Annotated in this window: 20 protein-coding genes, 1 tRNA gene and 1 pseudogene; 5 read left to right on the top strand and 17 right to left on the bottom strand. The window is 67.8% G+C overall.

What is annotated here, in order from left to right:
* Positions 1-30 precede the first annotated feature (30 nt).
* From AB0J16_RS53705 to AB0J16_RS53690, 4 genes are all read right to left on the bottom strand, one after another.
* The gene (locus AB0J16_RS53705) at positions 31-555 is read right to left on the bottom strand and encodes a flavin reductase (RefSeq protein WP_358555217.1); all 525 of its coding nucleotides are present in this window, start codon (positions 553-555) and stop codon (positions 31-33) included.
* A gap of 131 nt (positions 556-686) precedes the next feature.
* The gene (locus AB0J16_RS53700) at positions 687-1,463 is read right to left on the bottom strand and encodes an SDR family NAD(P)-dependent oxidoreductase (protein ID WP_358555214.1); all 777 of its coding nucleotides are present in this window, start codon (positions 1,461-1,463) and stop codon (positions 687-689) included.
* A 61-nt stretch (positions 1,464-1,524) separates the two neighbouring features.
* Positions 1,525-1,911 carry a hypothetical protein gene (locus AB0J16_RS53695; protein ID WP_358555211.1) on the bottom strand — a complete coding sequence of 129 codons (387 nt, stop codon included), beginning with the start codon at positions 1,909-1,911 and terminating at the stop codon, positions 1,525-1,527.
* Between the two features lie 9 nt (positions 1,912-1,920).
* Positions 1,921-3,000, bottom strand: a complete 1,080-nt coding sequence (locus tag AB0J16_RS53690) for an acyl-CoA dehydrogenase family protein (RefSeq protein ID WP_358555208.1) — start codon at positions 2,998-3,000, stop codon at positions 1,921-1,923.
* Positions 3,001-3,348: 348 nt separating this feature from the next.
* Between AB0J16_RS53690 and AB0J16_RS53685 the strand changes: the two genes are divergently transcribed.
* Together AB0J16_RS53685 and AB0J16_RS53680 are read left to right on the top strand one after the other, a co-directional pair.
* Positions 3,349-4,548: an FAD-dependent oxidoreductase gene (locus tag AB0J16_RS53685; protein ID WP_358555205.1), complete on the top strand. Its 1,200-nt coding sequence runs from the start codon at positions 3,349-3,351 to the stop codon at positions 4,546-4,548.
* 18 nt (positions 4,549-4,566) lie between these two features.
* Positions 4,567-5,523, top strand: a complete 957-nt coding sequence (locus AB0J16_RS53680; RefSeq protein ID WP_358555202.1) for a sigma-70 family RNA polymerase sigma factor — start codon at positions 4,567-4,569, stop codon at positions 5,521-5,523.
* 69 nt (positions 5,524-5,592) lie between these two features.
* Here the strand turns inward: AB0J16_RS53680 and AB0J16_RS53675 are convergent, their stop codons facing one another.
* The 4 genes from AB0J16_RS53675 to AB0J16_RS53660 all read right to left on the bottom strand — a co-directional run bounded on the left by AB0J16_RS53675 (position 5,593) and on the right by AB0J16_RS53660 (position 9,469).
* Positions 5,593-5,790: a (4Fe-4S)-binding protein gene (locus tag AB0J16_RS53675; RefSeq protein WP_358555199.1), complete on the bottom strand. Its 198-nt coding sequence runs from the start codon at positions 5,788-5,790 to the stop codon at positions 5,593-5,595.
* An 8-nt stretch (positions 5,791-5,798) separates the two neighbouring features.
* The gene (locus AB0J16_RS53670) at positions 5,799-7,022 is read right to left on the bottom strand and encodes a cytochrome P450 (protein ID WP_358555196.1); all 1,224 of its coding nucleotides are present in this window, start codon (positions 7,020-7,022) and stop codon (positions 5,799-5,801) included.
* Positions 7,023-7,277: 255 nt separating this feature from the next.
* Entirely contained in the window at positions 7,278-8,774 is a 1,497-nt protein-coding gene (locus tag AB0J16_RS53665; protein WP_358555193.1) for a PAS domain-containing protein, read from the bottom strand.
* Between the two features lie 56 nt (positions 8,775-8,830).
* Positions 8,831-9,469 (bottom strand): response regulator, encoded by a 639-nt coding sequence (locus AB0J16_RS53660; RefSeq protein WP_358555190.1) that lies wholly within the window; start codon positions 9,467-9,469, stop codon positions 8,831-8,833.
* 247 nt (positions 9,470-9,716) lie between these two features.
* On the opposite strand from AB0J16_RS53660, the gene AB0J16_RS53655 reads away from it, so the two are divergent.
* Complete coding sequence (locus AB0J16_RS53655; RefSeq protein ID WP_358555295.1) at positions 9,717-10,541, top strand: alpha/beta fold hydrolase; 825 nt, start codon at positions 9,717-9,719, stop codon at positions 10,539-10,541.
* Here the strand turns inward: AB0J16_RS53655 and AB0J16_RS53650 are convergent.
* Together AB0J16_RS53650 and AB0J16_RS53645 are read right to left on the bottom strand one after the other, a co-directional pair.
* Positions 10,538-11,539: a hypothetical protein gene (locus AB0J16_RS53650; protein ID WP_358555300.1), complete on the bottom strand. Its 1,002-nt coding sequence runs from the start codon at positions 11,537-11,539 to the stop codon at positions 10,538-10,540. The two genes, AB0J16_RS53655 and AB0J16_RS53650, sit on opposite strands and share 4 nt — an antisense overlap.
* Positions 11,540-11,581: 42 nt before the next feature.
* Positions 11,582-11,938: pseudogene (locus AB0J16_RS53645) on the bottom strand (helix-turn-helix transcriptional regulator); the annotation flags it as partial.
* Between the two features lie 389 nt (positions 11,939-12,327).
* Between AB0J16_RS53645 and AB0J16_RS53640 the strand changes: the two are divergent.
* A complete protein-coding gene (locus AB0J16_RS53640) occupies positions 12,328-12,774 on the top strand; it encodes an ATP-binding protein (protein ID WP_358555187.1) in 447 nt (148 codons plus the stop codon).
* A gap of 56 nt (positions 12,775-12,830) precedes the next feature.
* On the opposite strand, the gene AB0J16_RS53635 is transcribed toward AB0J16_RS53640, so the two are convergent.
* Positions 12,831-13,358 (bottom strand): hypothetical protein, encoded by a 528-nt coding sequence (locus tag AB0J16_RS53635; protein WP_358555184.1) that lies wholly within the window; start codon positions 13,356-13,358, stop codon positions 12,831-12,833.
* 4 nt (positions 13,359-13,362) lie between these two features.
* Between AB0J16_RS53635 and AB0J16_RS53630 the strand changes: the two genes are divergently transcribed.
* Positions 13,363-13,668 carry a hypothetical protein gene (locus AB0J16_RS53630; protein ID WP_358555181.1) on the top strand — a complete coding sequence of 102 codons (306 nt, stop codon included), beginning with the start codon at positions 13,363-13,365 and terminating at the stop codon, positions 13,666-13,668.
* Between the two features lie 204 nt (positions 13,669-13,872).
* Here the strand turns inward: AB0J16_RS53630 and AB0J16_RS53625 are convergent, their stop codons facing one another.
* From AB0J16_RS53625 to AB0J16_RS53600, 6 genes are all read right to left on the bottom strand, one after another.
* Positions 13,873-14,001: a hypothetical protein gene (locus tag AB0J16_RS53625; protein WP_358555178.1), complete on the bottom strand. Its 129-nt coding sequence runs from the start codon at positions 13,999-14,001 to the stop codon at positions 13,873-13,875.
* 217 nt (positions 14,002-14,218) lie between these two features.
* On the bottom strand, positions 14,219-14,878 hold the full coding sequence (locus AB0J16_RS53620; RefSeq protein WP_358555175.1) for a hypothetical protein: 660 nt from the start codon (positions 14,876-14,878) through the stop codon (positions 14,219-14,221).
* 709 nt (positions 14,879-15,587) lie between these two features.
* Positions 15,588-16,235: a 2'-5' RNA ligase family protein gene (locus AB0J16_RS53615; protein WP_358555172.1), complete on the bottom strand. Its 648-nt coding sequence runs from the start codon at positions 16,233-16,235 to the stop codon at positions 15,588-15,590.
* 9 nt (positions 16,236-16,244) lie between these two features.
* Complete coding sequence (locus AB0J16_RS53610; protein ID WP_358555169.1) at positions 16,245-16,442, bottom strand: hypothetical protein; 198 nt, start codon at positions 16,440-16,442, stop codon at positions 16,245-16,247.
* Positions 16,443-17,050: 608 nt separating this feature from the next.
* Positions 17,051-17,123 (bottom strand) — tRNA-Ala (locus AB0J16_RS53605).
* 106 nt (positions 17,124-17,229) lie between these two features.
* Positions 17,230-18,744 carry a von Willebrand factor type A domain-containing protein gene (locus AB0J16_RS53600; RefSeq protein WP_358555166.1) on the bottom strand — a complete coding sequence of 505 codons (1,515 nt, stop codon included), beginning with the start codon at positions 18,742-18,744 and terminating at the stop codon, positions 17,230-17,232.
* Between the last annotated feature and the right edge of the window lie 87 nt (positions 18,745-18,831).

The raw sequence follows: 18,831 nt of genomic DNA, 5'->3' as shown, positions 1-18,831 counted from the left end.
AGGTAGCCTTCGAGGCCGCGGCGCGATCCCTCAGCAGGCCATCGGCGAGACGGAGTCCAGGCGATGGAAGCTCCGGTTGAAGTAGACGAGACTCGGGCCGCCCCTCCGGGTACGGACCTGCTCGATCTCCACGAACAGCACGCTGTGCGACCCCATCGGCTTGCAGTCCTTCACCACGCCGATGACGGCCACTAACGCGTCCTTGAGCACCGGCACGCGCTGGCCGCGATCCCAGACGTTCCAGGTGAAGCGTTCGGCCATGGAGACCTCCGTCGCTCCGGCGAAGTGCAGCGCCAAGTCCTGCTGGTCACCGCCCAGAACGTTGACGCAGACCCGGCCGTTGGCCCAGAACACGTCGTGCATGGCGCTGCTGCGGTTGAGGCAGACCAGGATGGTCGGCGGGTCGTCGGTCACCGAGCAGACCGCGCTGACCGTGATGCCGCAGCGGCCGTTCGGACCGTCGGTCGTCATGATGTTGACGGCCGCGGGCAGATGCGCCATCGCCTCCCGGAAGTCGGCCTGCGAGGGGGTCTGATCGGGTTCTCTGACGGTCACGGCTTTGCTCCTCTCCGCCTTCGTCTTCCGTCTTCCGTCTTCCGTCTTCCGTCTTCCGTCTTCGGGTGAGTCCACGCATGTGGTGGGTCAGCGCATGTACAGGCCCGCTGTCGGCACCCCATTCGGGTGAGTCAGCGCATGTACAGGCCGCCGTTGGCGTCCCAGCACGCGCCGGTGACCGTGTCCGCCCGCTCGGAGGCCAGCAGCGCCACCATGTCGGCGATGAACTCGGGGCGGCCGAGCCGCCCGACCGGGATCGTCGCCTCGATCCGCGCGAGCTTGTCCGGGGCGACGCTCTCGCGAACCACGGGCAGGTCGAGGATGCCCGGCGAGACGGCGTTCACCGTCACGCCGCGCGGGGCCAGCTCGCGGGCGAACACTTTGGTGAGCGTGGCCACGCCGCCCTTGGCCGCCGCGTAGTGCGCGCCCGTCGCGGTGCCGCCGTTCTGCCCGGCGAGCGAGGCGATGTTGACGATGCGTCCATGGCCACGCTCGGCGAAGTAGGCGCCGAGGACCTGGCAGCCGAAAAATGTCCCGTCGAGGTTGGCGGCGACCACCGAGGAGAAGCCGTCGGGCTCGATGTCCATGAGCGGCTCGACCTTGGAGAATCCGGCATTGTTGACCAGGACGTGGATCGCACCCCAGCGCTCGACGAGAGTGTCACGCGCCCGTACGAAGGCGTTCTTGTCGCGCACGTCCAGGCCGAGCCCGATCGCCGACCGCCCGTCCGGGCCGAGTTCGATCGCCGCCCCTCCGTCCGAGGCGAGCGAGGCCGCGATCTCGGCCGCCGCAAGCTGATCGAGGTCGGTCACCGCCACGCGGTATCCGTCGCCGTGCAGACGGGCCGCGATGCACGCGCCCAAGCCGCGCGCCGCTCCCGTCACCAGCGCCACACGAGGAGAGCTCACAACAACCGTCCCGATGTCGTCACACTGTCCTGGCCACCGCCGAAGCGGCCGATCGTCCCGGTCATCGCGCATCACCCTCAACAGCGTCGGCGGGGACGGGCAGGGGGCGGCCGATACGCGCCTCGATCTTCATGTACCGCCAGAGGCCGTGCTCGCCGACCTGCACGGTACGGAACAGGTTGCAGGCCGCGACCACCGTCGCCTGCGCGGGCACGTCGGCCAGAACGTAGGAGGTCCAGGGCCAGGACGCGGACGGACCGACCATGTGGCGATCGTCATCGAAGGTGCCGAGAACGGTCACGCCAGGCAGCTCCGACAATTGCCTCAGCATGCTGACGAAGCCATCCCAGACCGGGCCGGCCTGTCCGGTCGGCAGGTCGAAGAAGTTCTGGTTGACGCCGATGCAGAAGAGCACCCGCAGCCTTTCCGGGGTGGTGGGCTGGGCCATGAGGATTCCTTAGAGATAGCCGGGAAAGGGCGGTACACCCATGAGGACCGCACCGGCGCCGTCGTACATGCCTTCCTGGAGGAAGGCGTGCTGCGGGACCACCGAGGCGTCGCGCAGGTAGCGCTGCATCGGGCTGCCGTCGGCGATGGCCGGGATGCCGCTCAGTTGATAGGCCGTACGCACGACCTCGAAGGAGGTCTTGGCGAGGTGGGCGGAGGCCAGGCGTAGCAGGCTGGCCTGGTTCGCGGTCGCCGGGTCGCCGGCCAGAACAGTTTCGTACACCTCGTGGGTGATCTCGTAGAGGAAGGCGCGCGCGGATCGCAGGTCGGCCTCCGCCCTGCCGACCGAGATGCGGTAGGTGGCGCGATCAGCCGGCTTCGGCGCGCCTGTGTAGCCGCCGCGGCCGCCGTTGCGGATGACGTGGTCGAGGGCGGCGCGGGCGACGCCGAGGCCGACGACCGCGAGCACCTGGGAGGCGTACGGGACGGTCGGGTAGCGGTACAACGGCTCGTCCACGGTCGATTGGCCCCCGCGCACGAACGTCCACTCAGGGGGGACGACGACGCCGTCGACCTTGAGGTCGTGGCTGCCGGTGCCGCGCAATCCGATGACGTCCCAGTTGTCGACGATCTCCACCTGTCCGGGGCGCAGCAGGGCCGTCAGGGGACGGCCGGCCTGCTGCTCGCCCGCGATGATGCCCACGCCGAGGATGTCGGCGCCCATGCAGCCGCTGGCGAACTTCCAGCGGCCCGAGACCTGATACCCGCCCTCGACGATGGCGGCGGGCTGCACCGGGAACAGGCCGCCCGCGAAGACGACGTCCGGCCCGTCTGCGTACAGCTCGGCCTGCGTCTCCAGCGGCAGCGCGGCCAGGTAGACCAGCGCGGACCCGAAGCTGGCGACCCACCCCGCCGAGCCGTCGATCATCGAGATCCGCTCGATACGGGCCAGGAAGTCGGCCGGGGGCAGCGCGTCACCACCGAAGCGCCTGGGGGTGCTCGCCCGGTAGATTCCCGCGCGCTTGAACTCGGCGATGATGTCGCCAGGAACATGGCGTTTCTCGTCGAATTCCGCTCGCCGTTCGGCCACTTTAACCAGGACCTCGTCAAAGGCGATTTCTTTCGCCGAATGTGGACCGGCAGAGGCCGGGGAATCCAACGTCCGCGCCATGGTAATTTCTCCTCGCATTGTCGGCCGGCAGGTCTTCCGCAGTGATCTCACGCTATGCGCGCCGAGATCGGCCGACAATTGGGAATTGGTTGGACGCCCTAGGGGATTTCCTTAGTCCACGCGCGGGGCGTTCCATCCCGCGCCGCAGGGGAGGCTGCCGCCGGGCGGCACCTCGATCAACATATGACCCACATCACACTCAGGTCCTGTCAGGAACCGGGGCGCTGTCTCGCTCAAGAGGCACAAGCGAACCGACAGGAGCAACACATGAAGCACCGCATCGTCGTCCTCGGCGCCGGCTATGCCGGGGCCTACGCGGCCGGGAACCTGGCCCGCCGGCTGTCCCCTGCGGACACCGAGGTCACCGTGGTCAACGCTGAGCCGGACTTCGTCCAGCGGCTTCGGCTGCACCAGTTCGCGGCCGGGCACGAGATCGAGACCCGGAAGCTCACCGACGTCTTCGCGGGCACGGGGGTACGGCTGCGCCTGGCCCGTGTCACCGCCATCGACCCCGAGCGCCAGGTCGTCGCCGTGGCCGACGCCGACGGCGGCGGCGAGCTCGGCTACGACACGCTCGTCTACGCGCTCGGTAGCCGCGTCGCCGACAGCGGCGTCCCCGGCGTGGCCGAGCACGCCTTCAATGTCGCCGGCCGGCCCTCGGCGCTGCGCCTGCGCGAGCGCCTGGACACCCTGGGCAGGCGGGGCGAAGGCGGGAGTGTGCTGGTCGTCGGCGACGGGCTGACCGGTATCGAGACCGCCACCGAGATCGCCGAAGCCCGGCCCGGCCTGTCGGTAGCGCTGATCGCCCGCGCCGAGCTGGGCGCCCGGCTCTCCGCCGGAGCCCGCGACCACCTGCTCCAGGTCTGCGACCGGCTGGGCGTCACCGTCCTGGAGCACACCAGCGTAGAAGCCGTCGAAGCGACGCGGGTGGTGTGCGCCGACGGCACCGCCCTGGCATCCGACGCGACCGTGTGGACGGCCGGGTTCGCGGTCAACCCCATCGCCGCCGCCGGCGGGCTGGAGGTCACCGAGAACGGGCAGATCATCGTTGATCGCACCATGCGGTCGGTCTCGCACCCGAACGTCTACGCCGCCGGCGACAGCGCCTACGCCATCGGCGACAACGGCCGGCCGCTGCCGATGTCCTGCGCTTCGGCCGGATACACCGGCCGACAGGCCACGGACGCGATCGTGGGACGCCTGTCCGGCCGCAAGATTGCGCTCACCAAGCTGGTCTACCCGGGCAACCACATCAGCCTCGGGCGGCGGGACGCGATCCTGCAGACGGTTGACGACGAAGCGCGAGCAAAGCCGAAGTATGTGGGCGGCCGGAAGGCCGCGCGGGTCAAGGCGGGCATCCTCAAGATCTCGCTGTGGGGCATCTCGCACCCGACCTTCGGCCTGCCCAAGCGCAAGCTCCGCCTGGCCACCACGCCGGATGCGTCCGCCGAGAAGGCGTTCGCGTAGCCGCCTAGGGTGGTCCGCGTGGACAGCAGCGCCACTGATCGCTTCGACACCAGCCGGTTCGAGGCCAGCCGGAACCGGCTGGCCTCGCTGGCGTACCGGCTGCTGGGCTCCGCCGCCGACGCCGAAGACGCCGTGCAGGACGCGTTCCTGCACTGGCAGGCCGCCGACCGGCAGCGGATCAAGGTGCCGGAAGCGTGGCTGACCAAGGTCGTCACCAACCTGTGCCTCGATCGGCTCCGCTCGGCACAAACCCGCCGCGAACGCGCCGTCGGCGCCTGGCTGCCCGAACCGCTCTTCGACGGCGACCCGATGCTCGGCCCGGCCGACACTTTCGAGCAGCGCGAATCGGTCTCCCTGGCCGTACTGACTCTCATGGAGCGCCTGTCACCCTTCGAGCGGGCCGTCTACCTCCTGCGTGAAGTGTTCTCCTACAGCCACGCCGAGATCGCCGAGATCCTCGACATCACCGAGTCCGCAAGCCAGCAGCACCTCCACCGGGCCCGGCGCCGTATCACCGCCGCGCGCCGCCGTGGCGGCATCGAAGTCGACCAGGTATCCACCCGCAGGATCGTCGAGGAATTCCTCGCCGCCGCCTCCTCGGGCCGCACCGAACGGCTGGTGGCGCTGCTCACCGACGACGCGATCGCGATCTCCGACGGCGCCGGCCTGACCGCGAGGCTGCTGCGGTACGACACTCCGCAGCGCATCGCCGCCGTCGCACGGGCCGGCTTCAAACCCACACCCGCGAAACGCCGATTCGCCGGCGGCACGCCGGCCATCCACTACGCGCTCGTCAACGGCGCCCCCGCCATCCTCGTCGTGGTCGGCGACCAGGTCGTCGGCACCGTGACGTTCGACATCACCAACGGCAAGATCGCAACCGTGCGCGGCATCGCCGCCCCCACCCGCCTCGCCCGCCTCACCGAAGCCTGGCGGCGGCACGAACCGGACACGCCGCTCATCACCCAGTGGTGACCCGACGCCGACCGCTGCCAGGCGCAGCGCCCTCTGCCGGCATGGACGCGTAGTCCACCCGGATTGTGCTTACTCCTGCAGGATGGACAGGGCTCGGGACGGGCACAGGATGACGGCTTCGCGCGCCTGTACCGCGGTTTTGTCGTCGGGGTGGTCGGTCAGCAGGGCCACGATGCCATCGTCGTCTTGGTCGAATACGGCCGGCTCGGCCAGGACGCACTGGCCGGAGCCGACGCAGCGGCCGGTGTCCGCTTTGATCCGCATCATTGTCATCCTCACCAGGTGACCGGGAGCTCGTGAACGCCGTAGATGACGGCGTCCCTCTTGAACGGCAGGTCCTCGACCCCTGCGGCGAACCGCAGGGTGGGGATGCGGCGGAACAGCGTGTCGAAGACGATCTGCAGTTCCATCCGGGCCAGGTTCTGGCCAAGGCACTGGTGCGGGCCGAACCCGAAGGCGACGTGGTGGCGAGCCCCGCGCTCGACGTCCAGTTCGGCCGGATTCTCGAACACCGCCGGATCCCAGTTGGCCGACAGGCCCGAGACGATGACGCCCTCGCCGGCCTTGATGCTCACCCCGCCGATCTCCACGTCTTCGGTGGCCAGCCGGGAGGTGACCCCGTCGGCGATGGTGAAGTAGCGCAGCAGTTCCTCCACGGCCATGGGCGTCTTGTCCGGGTCGTTCGTGATCAGAGCCAGTTGCTCCGGGTGGGTGAGCAGCCCGACCACGCCGAGCGAGATCATGTTCGCCGTGGTCTCGTGTCCGGCGGTCAGCAGCAGGAAGGCCAGGCTCACCAGGCCCGCATGGTCGGCCGTGCCCTCCTGGCGTTGCCGGGCGATCTGCCGGCCGAACAGATCGTCGCCGGGCTCGGACTCCTTGCGGGTGACCAGGTCGTCGATGTAGGCGCGCAGTTCGGCGAAGGCTCGCCGGCGGTCTTCCACCGAGCCCCGGCGCACCAACGCGGTGGTGCGGCTTTGGAAGAAGTCGTGGTCGGCATAGGGGACGCCGAGCAGTTCGCAGATCACCAGCGAGGGCACCGGCAGGGACAGCGCCTGCACCAGGTCGACCGGGTGCTGGTCGGCGGCGAGCATGTCGTCGATGAAGTGGTCGACGATGTCCTGGATCCGCAGGCGTAGCGCGGCCAGGCGCTTCACGGTGAACTCGCCGATCACCGAGCGGCGGGCCGCGGAGTGTTCCGCGCCGTCCATGCCGAGCATCAACGGCGGCTGGCTGCGCAACTGCTGCAGGGTCGCCGCGTCGAGGGTGAAGAGCGGCCAGCCGTCCTTGCGCTTGTCGGAGGAGAAGCGGGGGTCGGCGAGGATGGCACGGGCCTCCTCATGCTTGGACACCCACCACGCCTCGCCGCCGCTGGTCATGCGGATCTTGCTGACCGGCGCCTGCTCGCGCAGTTGCTCGTAGGCGGCGGGCGGGGCGAACGGGCAGCCACGCTCGACCGGCAACTCCAGGCCGGCGAGTTCGCCGGCAACGCTGTTCGTCATGAGAGACCTCCCACAGGCTGTGATTTGTTCTGCGCTCCTCGGCCATGTCCAGCTCGAGGAGCCAGAGGCGGACATGCGCCTCCTTGCGGCGCTTACTGTGCTCCAGGCACAAGACGCCGGCCCTCACCGCTGTGTGACACCCATTGGTCGGTGGCGTAGGTCACATGGCCGCGGGGCTTCCGCTCGACGTGACCGACAAGGCCGCCGCCTTCGAGAGCGTGAAGCGAGCCAGGGAGCACTTCGGCCGGCTGGACGTCAGCGGTGCAGCGGCGGCACTTCGTCGAGCAGGGGCAACCGAAGGGCGAACACCGCGCCCTGGGGTGTGTTCTCAACCGCGTGGACGGTGCCGCCGTGACGTGTGACGATGCGGCGGCTGAGGGCGAGGCCGATGCCGTTGCCGTTGCGCTTCGAGGTGAACGCGCCGTCGAAGATCCGGCCATGCGGGAAGGCCGTCAACCCCTGTCCCCGGTCGCGCACCTCGATCTCGCCGAACGCGTCGTCGCGGCGGGTCGCGATCGTCACGACGCGCCGCTCCGCGGGCCAGCGGGCCATTTCGTCGATCGCGTTGAAGGCGAGGTTCATCACGACCTGCCCGATGAGGACTTTCTCGCAGCGCACGACAAGAGGTTCCACCGTCGCCTCCCATTCCAGTGCGACCGCGTTCTGCTGGGCCCGCACGTCGATGAGATGAGCGCAGTCGGCGACGATCTCGTTCAGGTCGGCGAGTTGTTCCGATTGTTCGAGGCCGACGACGTACCGGCGCAGGCTGGCCATAATCTGCGCCGCCCGGTCGATCTGCGCGGTCGCGTTGTCCAGCCCCCAGTCCAGCGACGCGGGGTCCACACCGTCGCCGGCGAGTCGGCCGCGCACGCCCGCCACGAAGTTGTGCGCGGCGGCGATCGGCTGGCTGACCTCGTGGGCGATGGCCATCGCCATGTCGCCCATGGCGTTGAAGCGGGCGAGGTGGTTGAGATGTTGCGCGTCCCGGCGGTGCTCCTCCTCCGCGCGTACCTGGTCGGTGATGTCGTGGAAGAGCAGAAGGCACCCTCGCAGGTCGCCCTCGATGTCGATGTACTGGCATCGGACCGAGAGCCAGCGTTCCTCGCCGGTCGTCGCGCGCAACCGGTAACGGCCGTCTCTCGGCGCCCCGCCCCGCGGTGTCGTGGCCAGCACCTCGCGCAGCCTCGTGGCCGACTCGCGGTCGCAGAACCGGGTGAAATCGTCCCCGGCGAGCCGCCCGGCGTCGACCCGCAGCAGGGAACCCGCCGATTCGCTGGCGAACAGCACCCGCGCGTCGGCGTCGAGCACCACGATGCCTTCGTCCAGATTGCGGAGGAACGTCTGCAGCCGCCCCTCCGTGCGCGACAGATCCATCCGCGTGGCCTTCTCCTCCGCGATGTCGCGGAACTGCACCATCACCACAGGGCCGGACGCGAGGTCCACGCGGATGGCGACGGCCTCGGTGAGAATGTCCTCGCCCGCCTTGGACCGATAGCTCCACTCGATGGTGGCGGTGCCGTGGTCGGCGGCCCGCTGCAACCACGCGACGCCGATCTCGCGGGCGTACTGGCGGGCGTTGGAGCTCATGTCGGGCGCCTTCAAGGGCTTCAGCTCGTCGAGGGTGAAGCCGAGGACGTCGCAGGCGGCCGGGTTGGCCCAGATGATCTCCTTGGTCGCCGCGTCATGTACGAGGACGCAGTAGCGCAGCGCCTGAAAGAGCCGGCCCAGATCGGCCAGCGTAAGGTCGGCCATGCGGCTTCCTCCGGGCTCAGATCGCATTTCTCCGGCTCAGCTCGTATTTCTCCGGCTCAGCTCGCGGACAGGCGCAGGCCGTATCGCAGCACGTCCGCGACCAGGGCGCCCAGGGTCTCCGCCGCGGTCTTCTCGCGAATGTGCGCCCGATGCACATCCACCGTCTTCACGCTGATGCCCAGGCGCCCGGCGATGCTCTTGCTGGGCACCCCCTCCACGACCAGCCGCAGAATCTCCAGCTCGCGCGGGGTGAGCACGGCGAGCCGAGCCTCCAGCGCGCGCTGCCCGGCGCGCTCGGCGTGCAGCTCCCGCGCCTTGTGCAGGGCGTTCTGTACCACCTCCAGCATGTGCTGGGGGTCGTACGGCTTCTCCAGAAAGTCAACGGCACCCTGCTGCATGGCCCGTACGGACATACGGACATCACCGTGGGCCGACACGAACACAATCGGCAGCAACGAACCCATCCGATTGAGGATCTCCTGCACCTGGAAACCACCCGTATGTGGCATGCGAACGTCCAGGACGAGGCAGGCGGGCCGTTCCGGATCAATCGCCGACAGGAAGGACGCGGCCTCGGTGAAGCACTCGGCGTTGATGTGCACCGACCCCAGCAACCAGGCCAGCGAGGAGCACAACTGCTCGTCGTCGTCGAGGATGTAGACCACTTCGCCGGGCTCGTTCCGTCGCGTGCTCACACTCACGTCATCGGCTCCCACATCGCCGGGGGCGGTCCACTACTCGCCAGCCACCAGCAGCGTAATGGGACATATGTCGTGGACCACCGGACCGTCCCGCTCAGTGGAACGCGGCAGCATCAGGAGGATGTCGTACGGCGACAACTGAGGCCCGGGGCACGTCGAGCGTGGGGTCGCGCTCGAAGAGCCTCGCACCATGCTTCCCCTGGATGGGACCATGGCCTTCTCCGCTACCGCCAGGAGCGCCATGCCGGTCCAAAGTACGTCCGTCGCCCTTCGCACCCTCGACGGCCTGCGTCTCGCCGCAACGCTGGTAACGCCAGGCGAATCAGCCGAGTCCGCGGTCGTCCTGGTCCACGGAGGCGGAGTGACCCGCGAGGAGGGCGGGTTCTTCACCCGGTTGGCGGCCGGACTGGGAGAGGCGGGCCTGGCCTCGTTGCGCTTCGACCTGCGCGGACATGGGGAAAGTGAGGGCCGCCAGGAGGAGCTGACTCTCGCGACGATTCTCAACGACATCCGGGTGGCGCTTGCTCACGCACGCGAGGTGACCGGAGCGACCCGGCTCAGCCTGCTCGGTGCGAGCTTCGGCGGCGGAATCTGCGGCTACTACGTCGCCCATAGGCCCGATGAGGTAAGTCGGCTGGTGCTGCTCAACCCCCAGTTCGACTACAAGAAGCGCACCATCGACAGCCGGCCCTATTGGCATGACGACCACTTGGATGAGACCGTTGCCCGGCAACTCACCGAACAGGGATACATCGCCTTCACCCCAAGCCTGAAGCACGGCCGCCCGCTCCTCAACGAGGTCTTCTGGCTGCAACCGCATACGATCCTCGGTGCGATCAAGGCGGCGACGCTCATCGTGCACGGCACCAAGGACACCCTGGTGCCGATCGAGTCCTCACGCGTGGCCTTGGGGCAGTTCACCGCCACCTGCGCCTTGGTGGAAATCGAGGGATCGCAGCACGGCTTCGCCGTCCACGACGACCCCCAGTACCTCAACCCCCAGAGCCGAATCTGGCAGGCGTCGGTCATCGAGACCGTCGCCAGTTGGCTGCGGGCCGGCGATTAGGCGGTGCGCCCCTCGATCAAGGCATCCCGCAACATCCGCACCTGCGGCCGGGAACTCCAGCGCTCCAAGATCCGCATAGTGTCCACCAGGACGGTGGTCGTACGCCCGGAGCGGGTGGCCTGGGCGACCCGCGCGGCTTCAGCCCCGAGGATGGCCGCCTCATCCGGCTCCCCGATCATGGCCAGGGCGGCTGCGCGTCGCGCCCGGAAGTAGCCGGCATCGCGCGCGGAGAGAGCGTCACTGGCGATGATGCCATCGAGTATCTCGGCCGCCAGAGCGGGCTTGCCCGCCTCGGTGTAACACGCGGTGCTGCGCAGCAGCAGGGTCTCTTGGCTGAAGACACCGCCGAGCGCGTCGGCCTCGTCGCCCGTCGAGCGGGCGAGCAACTGCCGGGCGTCGTCCAACTTCTGTTCGACCATGCGCAGCGGTTCACCAAGCATCGCCAGGCCCAACGCCTCTTGCAGCGTGGTCTCGGCGCGAACCTTGAGTGGTAGCCGGGTGGTTGTCCGTTGCGCCGCCTCGGCCAGAGTGAGCACCCGCAGCGCATCCCGTCGGTCATAAGCCAGCTGAGATTTCCGAAGCAGCACATATGCCTGCATGGAGCTGTCGTCGGCCTCCTGCGCCCACTCGATCGCCCGGTCGTACCAGTACGTCGCCGTACGCAGGTCGAGGAGGTCGCGGTACAGCCAGCCGACAAATTCCGCACCATCGGCGCCCACGGCCAGCAACGACCGTCGGACATCGTGCCGCACCCCATGGACAGCGTGCTGCACGGCGCCGAGGATGCCCAATACCTGCGGCAGCACAGCAGCGGGACCAAGCCTGCCATCGTTGGCTTTGCTCTCATCGAGCTGCTGGCGCAGGAGCTCTACGACGGCCCCATCGCGGCGGGCGTCGACCAGGAGAGTCTCGGCCGACGGCAACTCCTCCACGCTCACGGCCGCCCAGGAAGCGATGCTCGGGCCGGCGAATCCCGTCAATGCCAAGGCTGACCGCATGGCCGACTTCTCCGGCAGCTGAAACCACAGACGATCAGGCGGCATACCTAGCAGCCGTGCCCAAGCGATCAGACGCGCAAGGTCCTGGACCGGCGCCCCGGACTCGACGCGGCTGAGCTGGGCCTGACTGAGACTTAGCCATTCAGCAACTCGTTCCTGGGAGAGCGGCTTTCCATGCCAGGGATGGTGACGGTACGACCGGATTATCTGCCCGATGTGCCGAGTAGCGAAGGCCTGCTGCAAGGTGCCGTCTGACCAGAAGCCCGACGGGACGGTCGGCGGCTGCGTTCGGGGCTCATCTCGTCGACGCTGGCAGGGGCCGCAATGGACGCCCCCGTTGTCGCTGGCCAGACGGGTCCCACAGGCCGGACAGGATCGGGGATCCTGGCGTGTCGTCATACTCGTTCCCTTGCGTTGCGCCTGGCCTGAAACCTGCCCAATCTCCCACAAGTCATCTTTATGATGGCAATTCCAGAAAGAATCTGAAATATACATCCCGAAAGAGACCTCGAACAGGTTCTATGCCCGAGTATAAACGCCCGCATTGCGATTCTTAATCGACCATGCAGGGAATGCATAAGCGCTTTATGCGGGAAGTTGCATAGCCCCTTCGAGCGAGTTCACGGCAAGGTCACTTGGCGGGGATAACCCCGCCCCTGACGCACGAGCACGCAGAACGGCCCTCTCACGTCCCGCGCGCCGGGCTGACCCTACGAGCCGCACGACTGGCAGCGCGAAGTAATAAAGGGGAGCGGCCGCCAATCGTGCTAGAGCAGCAGCGAGGCAATATGGCCAAGACCGCCGACGACCAGTTCGTCAACTGCATCCCACTTCCTGCCATGGCTTCATCCGTGCCTACAGCTCGTATGCACACCCGGGCCTTGATGGCCAAATGGCACCTGACCCATGTGGTCGATGACGCCGAGCTGATAGTCAGCGAAATCGTGACGAACGCGATCAGGGCCACCAACATCATCCCGTCGCAGGCGCGCTACACGGAGTTGTACGACCGCATGGAGGTCGTCTGCTTGTACCTCTATCTGCTCACCCCTGAACTGGTAATCGAAGTCTGGGATCCCAAACGGGAGCCGCCGCGACGTCATGACGCAACCCTCGACGATGAAGGCGGCCGCGGCCTCTTCCTGGTGGAATCGCTATCTCAACGATGGGGCATCCGATGGCCCCCAACCGGCGGGAAAATCGTGTGGGCCGGTCTCGCGCTTGGCGCCACCTGAGAGAGAGCCCGGAACGGGCGGGCCGAGCCCCCGCCCTGAGCGAAGTGTCTTCATGGTCAAGCCCTGTGCGCCGGCTCGCGCTCGGGATCCGGGCCGTGGTCCGAGTCGTGGAGCGACGTGTCCGTTGTGATTGCCTTCGCTCTGTGGCGCTTGCGGATCACGAAGACCGCGACGAGTACGAGCAGTACGCCGACGATGATGAGACCCAGGCCGCTGGCGTCCTTCAGCCCTGCGGCGACTCCGATGCCGATCAGCAAAGGCATCGCTGCTGAGCAGGCCGCGCCTGCCACCATCGGGGGCAGGAGTGTGCGGTACGGCATGTGCGCCGCGCCGGCGACGGCGGGCACCATGCTTTGCACGAGCCCGATCGGTACGAGCCGGCCGACGAACACGGCCCAGGGACCGTGCTTGCGGAGCAGGGCCGTGGCCTTGTCCCAGCCCTTGGCGCCGCGCTTCTTGACGACGGCGCCCTGGAGCGCCACTTCGGCGCCAAACTCCCGCTGATCCTGGGCATCGTCATGGCCGCGGCCTCCTTCGCCCTGCTCGCCGCCGCACACCACCTGGCACATCCTGAGCGCGGTCACCCTGATGGGCATCGGACTCGGCCTGGCCTCCGCTGCCATGACCAACGCCATCCTCGCCACCGTCCCGCCGTCTCAGACCAGTGTGGCGACCAGCCTCAACACCCTCGCCCGGACGATCGGCGGCAGCATCGGCACCGCCGTACTCGCGGCGACCCTCTCAGCGACCACCACCGCCCAGCACTTGCCTGCTGAGGCCGGGTTCATCGCCGGCTTTTGGATCTGTGCCGGCGTGCTCGTGGTCGCTGTCCTGGCCGCTCTCCTGATCCCCACCGGCCGACGCCATCGGGCCGGTCAGCTCGTCGGCGAATGATCAGGTGGTGCGGTTCTGCGGGTGGGCTGCCCGCGAGTACGGGCCATCGTGATCGCTCTGCTCGACGCTGGCGTGTTCTTCAGCCCGGCCATGTCTCAGGTCGGCAGGTCAACGGGGGACTGCGCCTGCAGACATGAGAAAACCCGGCCCACAAGGAGCCGGATGGTATGTGCCTTCAGCATAGCAGGCGCGGCTGTTTCAAGATCATGATTTATGGCCGAGAATCGCGAAGGGCCTGCGCATGTTCCGGCAGGCCCAACGGGTAGCTTCGGTGATGTCGGCGCGTCCGGCCAGGCCCAATGCGCCGATGGTCAACTTGCGCAGAGAGGCCATGACGCGGAGCCTGGAGCGGGTGCGGACACAGGAGGGGCGTGCGGCCCTCGAACAGGTAATCTGGCAAAGAGCCAGAATATCCTGGCTTTTTGCCAGTAAGCCTTCGCCAGCACTTGGCCTCCTGCTCACCTCGTACACCGTCGACTCACCGCGTAGCGGCAGCGGGCCGGGGACGGAGCGGCAAGTTTGGCTTCGCATGTACGTCCGCCGGTCCCGCCTACTGATCCCGCCAGGCTGCGGCGCACACCTCTATCCAAGTCGCCAGATCGGGCACCTTATCCATGGTGAGCAGCGAGTACGGCGGGGACCCGGCCAGTGGCGTGACATGTGTGAACGCGTGGTCGGGCGCAAAGAGGACAAGCCGACCATTGCTGCGATGCGCCACCGTCAGGTTCCCGTTGGCCTCCACAGCGACGGCGTAGTACTCATCAGGGTCGATGGGAACCTCAAGGCCGGCGTCCTCCCAAAGCCACGTGTAGGCGGCGAACACATCAGCGATTCGAACGCGTGCCGCATCAAGCGTCAGCACCTGGTTCTGGTTGTTCCACCAGGTGTCAGGCTCCCCAAAACGTTCGATGATCCCACCGCAGACCCTCCAGAAGCTCTTGTGAACCCGAGGGACGAAGTCACCCTCCGCGTCAAAGGGCGTATGGCAGAACCATCCCCGCCGATCATTCGGCGATCCCCACGCCAGCAGCTCATAGTCCGTGCCATCAACGGAGACGGGTGTGAGAGCAGCCGAGCCGAACAGCGCAGACAGTTCGGGCAGGCCGTCAATCGATCCGCGAGTCCACCGCCGTGCCTCACCCACCACAACGCTCTCTCCGGGCTGGACGAACCACGTAACCTCGTCCATAAACGTCTCCCAATCGCTCATGGCTCCGATCATGGCACGCCCCAGGGGCGTCGATCTGCCTCTGACCTGGACCGATGGGCTGTTCAACACTCACTGGGCGGGGCCGCTGCTTGCGACACGCCCCACCTCCCGACATCCCGCGACGATCGTCGCGGACATATGGACTATAAATAACCGCAGGTCAGTGCAGGGATACGAGCTCCCGCGATCGGTAAGCGACGCAACACGCTGCGACCGCGTCAGGCGCTGGCATGGCCATCCCGGCCGTCCACTTCACCGGTTCGACAGTACAAGCCGGCAAGCGCAGCGAGGAGGAGCCGGCCTCGCGCCTGCCAGCCGGTCTGGTGGCCCTGCCCAATGCACCAACTGTCTCTGACCGCCCCACTGCAGCGGCCGACACGTCTGCCGGTCGCGCCATGCGGGCGGCAGCGGTGCCGGTAGCGGTGGAGTTCGAGCGCACGGTGCCGCCAAGCGGCATCCTGGGCGCCTGCGGACGGCCAGATCTGGCTCGGCCGGGCAGCAGGTGACGATCTGGGCCAGCACCACCACCATGCACGTCTTTGTCGGCGATGAGCGGCTCAATACGCATCGGGTGACGCTCACCAGGGCCGAGTTGGGCCGGCTGATGACAGACGGCGGGCGGTCGGGGCGGCCGTCTCCGGCCGATGCCAAACCGTCAAACATCAACGGAAGGTTGACACAAGATCAGACGGCCACCGAGCGTTCGTCTCTATCCAGCCCCGAGAGACACCTTCGTGCGGGTGGTCCAGCGATAGAGCCACTCGGGATCAAGAACCCGGTTCTGCACGATCAGCGCGACCTGCTCGACGTTCACACTGACCGGCTCGGCTCCGACCGCGCTCAGGGCGTCGATGTACGGCCTGCCCGGCCCTGCTGTGTTGATGTAGGTCAGGCTGACGTGCGGGTGAAAGCCCTTGGCTTGCTCAGCTGCCGTGGGCGCATTCCCCAGCACCTCGGCGATGCCGCTCCTGATCTCGCCCCACATCCCATGCAGCGGCCCTGCGGGGGTCGGAGTCAGCACAACTCCCTCGTCCAGCAAGGTCGGCCGGTGGAAGACCAGCTCAACGGGAGCCAGCCCGCCCAGACGGACCCCTACGGCCTCGGTGATCTGGTCAAGCTGCTCCTCGGGCACCTCGTCAACGAACCCGACCGCTTGCACGGTGAGATGTAGCCATCGCGCGGGTACTGGGTTGTGCTCCTCGATCCTTGCGAGGGCCGCCTGGTAGCGCTCGGCGAGCTGATGCAGTTGTGGCGCGTGCTCGAAGGTCAGGTGCCAGGTGTAGACCAGGCGCCCCGGGCGCCACCCTTCCCGAGGCCACCAGTGCGAGCGCACCTCGTCGGTGTCATGCATGCTCATTGAACCGCCTCAGATCTGTGAGGGAACGTCGGGAGCTTGCTCGTCCTGCTCGATGTTGTACTCGTCGATGATCGTGACGCGGTCGGCGGCCAGATGGGTTCCGACACCACCAGGATGGTCTTGTCCACGGCACCCGTGCATGACCTGGCTGCCCTGCGGCAGGCCGAGCGTGGCGGCCTTCTCGAGGTGACGCTGCGGGCGATCCACTGGTCTCGGGCGGGGTGGTGTTCCCTTTTCCGCGAGATCACTATCAGACCGCCTGGAGAAGGTGCGTCTGCTCCATGATCTACCTGCCGCTCTATCCGAGCGGATCGATGGCGCGGTTGGCTGGTTGCAGTCTGCCGGATGAAGCACAACAGAATCCCCGTGATCGTCTACGGCAGTCCGGCTGTCCTAACTCGGTTGGACGAACCGCACTCACCTCAACAGCTAACCACCGTTACCCCTTCGGCGGATGCCGGAAATGATCGATGTCCGGCCGACAAGATCTTCAGGTGGCCCGATAAGTCAACGGGAAACGTGTGGGCGAAGCCCACGCCCAAATCAAGCGCCCGGAGCGAAGCGGAGGCCCTTCAGGGGTCGCGGCTTCGGCGCGACTGGAAACAACGCCTGAGCCCTCAGGCGCGAAGCGCTCCCAAAGGCGAAGCCCTTTGTAGCCAGGGTGGGCGGCAACTCGCCAACCACCGAATCGGGTAACGGGCGGGCCCAGAAAAGAGCGTCCGGAGCGAAGCAAGGCCCTTTAGGGGTCGCGGCTACGGCGCGAACGCCTGAAGCCCTTGAGCGCGAAGCGCCCCGATGAAGTCCTTTGGGGAGAGTGGAGCTATGGGGATTCGAACCCCAGACCTCCTCCATGCCATGGAGGCGCGCTACCAACTGCGCCATAGCCCCTTGAACCGTCCCCAAGTGTATCCGACTCCCAGCCTCAGGCAGCCGCCCCAAGCAGCTGGGCCGCCTCCCGAAGAAGCGGCCCAGCCGGAAAATGCCTGGTCAACGGCTACCCCACCGAGCGGGCCTTGTCGATGAGTCCTGCCAGCTCAGTCACCATCGGGTCCTCCGCCGCCTCCGCCAGGCGCTTGGCCTGCTCCCCCAGTGTCGGCAGGGTCAGCCCGAACGCCTCCCGGTCCCGCATGTACACCGCGAAAGCCGCCGCCACCACGTCCACCTGCAGCCGCACCGGCGCCTTCTCCCATACCGACTCCGTCAGCGCCCCCACGTCCACCGACTTGCTCGTCTCGGCGGGGTTCCTGGTGTCGGGGTTCTGCCAGCGTACGGTCGCCTGGGCCAGTTGCCCCGTCGCGCCTGACTTGAGGCGTACCGCGTAGAGAGCCGTGACCGAGTGGCCTGGGCCGATCTCGCCGCCGTCCCGGTTGTCGTCGCGGAACTCCTCGGTGGACAGCGCGCGGTTCTCGTACCCGATGAGCTGGTAGCCCTCCACCACCGAGGGGTTGAAGACCACCTGCGCCTTGGCGTCGCGCGCCCGCAGCTCGATCGTGGCCGGGAGCTGCGAGGCGAAGACCTTGTCCGCGTCCTCCTGCGTGCTGACGTAGACGGCGGCGCCGTCGCCGTTGTCCGCCAGCTGTTCCATCAGCTGGTCGCCGTAGTCGCGGCCGACGCCGACGGTCAGCAGGGTGACCTGCCGGCCCGCGTACTCCTTGACCCGGTCCAGGATGGAACGCCACTCGGTGCTGCCCTGGTTGGCCAGGCCGTCGGAGAGCAGGATGACCCGGTTGGTGGCCGCGGGGCGGAATGCCTTGGCCGCCTGCTCATAGCCGGTGACCAGCCCGGCCTCCAGGTTGGTGCTGCCGGCCACGGCCAGCTGGTCGACCGCCGCGTGCAGCTCGGTACGAGCGGCCAGCGGCGTCATCGAGGCCAGCACCGTGGCCTCGTCGCTGAAGGAGACGATCGACACCTGGTCGCCCGGCGCGAGCTGGTCGATCAGCGTGTGCAGGGACTGCTTCACCAGGTCGAGGCGGCCGGGCTCGGCCATCGACCCCGACACGTCGATCACGAAGGTGAGGTTGGCGGGGCGCCGCGCCGCCGCGTCGGAGGCGCGCGTCTGCAGGCCGACGCGCAGGACGGCCTGGTTGCGTGAGGGCATCATGGCGCCGTCGACGTGCACGGTGAACCCGTCGTCCCGCGGCTGCGCGTAGTCCTGCCGGAACGCGTTGACGAACTCCTCCGGCCGGATCTGTCCCGGTTCGGGCCAGCGTCCTTCCTGGAGGGTACGGCGGGCATAGGTGTACGAAGCGGTGTCCACGTCCAAGGCGAACGTCGAGATCTGCTCCGCCGACGTGTCCTTCTGCTGCTCGGGTGCGGACGCGCTCGCCCGAGCCTCGGGCTTGGCATCCGCGGGAAGTTCGGGCCTGGACGAAGCCGACGGCGCGGCCCTGGACGAAGCGGGCGCCCGAAGGCCGGAGTCTCCCTTGTTCCCCCCGGGACCGCCGCCGCAAGCGGCCAGTGCCAGGAGTCCAGCAATTCCGACGCTGATCGCCAAAGGACGAAATTTCATCGCAACCACCTCCGGCCGTATGACGGCTCCCGGAAATGGCCTGGCCGGGCCGGTGACGCAAGCGAGCGCAAACCGCGATCAACACGT

Origin of the sequence: Nonomuraea sp. NPDC049750, assembly GCF_040659625.1 — a bacterium.
Taxonomy (GTDB): domain Bacteria; phylum Actinomycetota; class Actinomycetes; order Streptosporangiales; family Streptosporangiaceae; genus Nonomuraea.
Note: the sequence above shows the minus strand (reverse complement) of the source record. Positions and strands in the feature narration are given on the sequence as shown.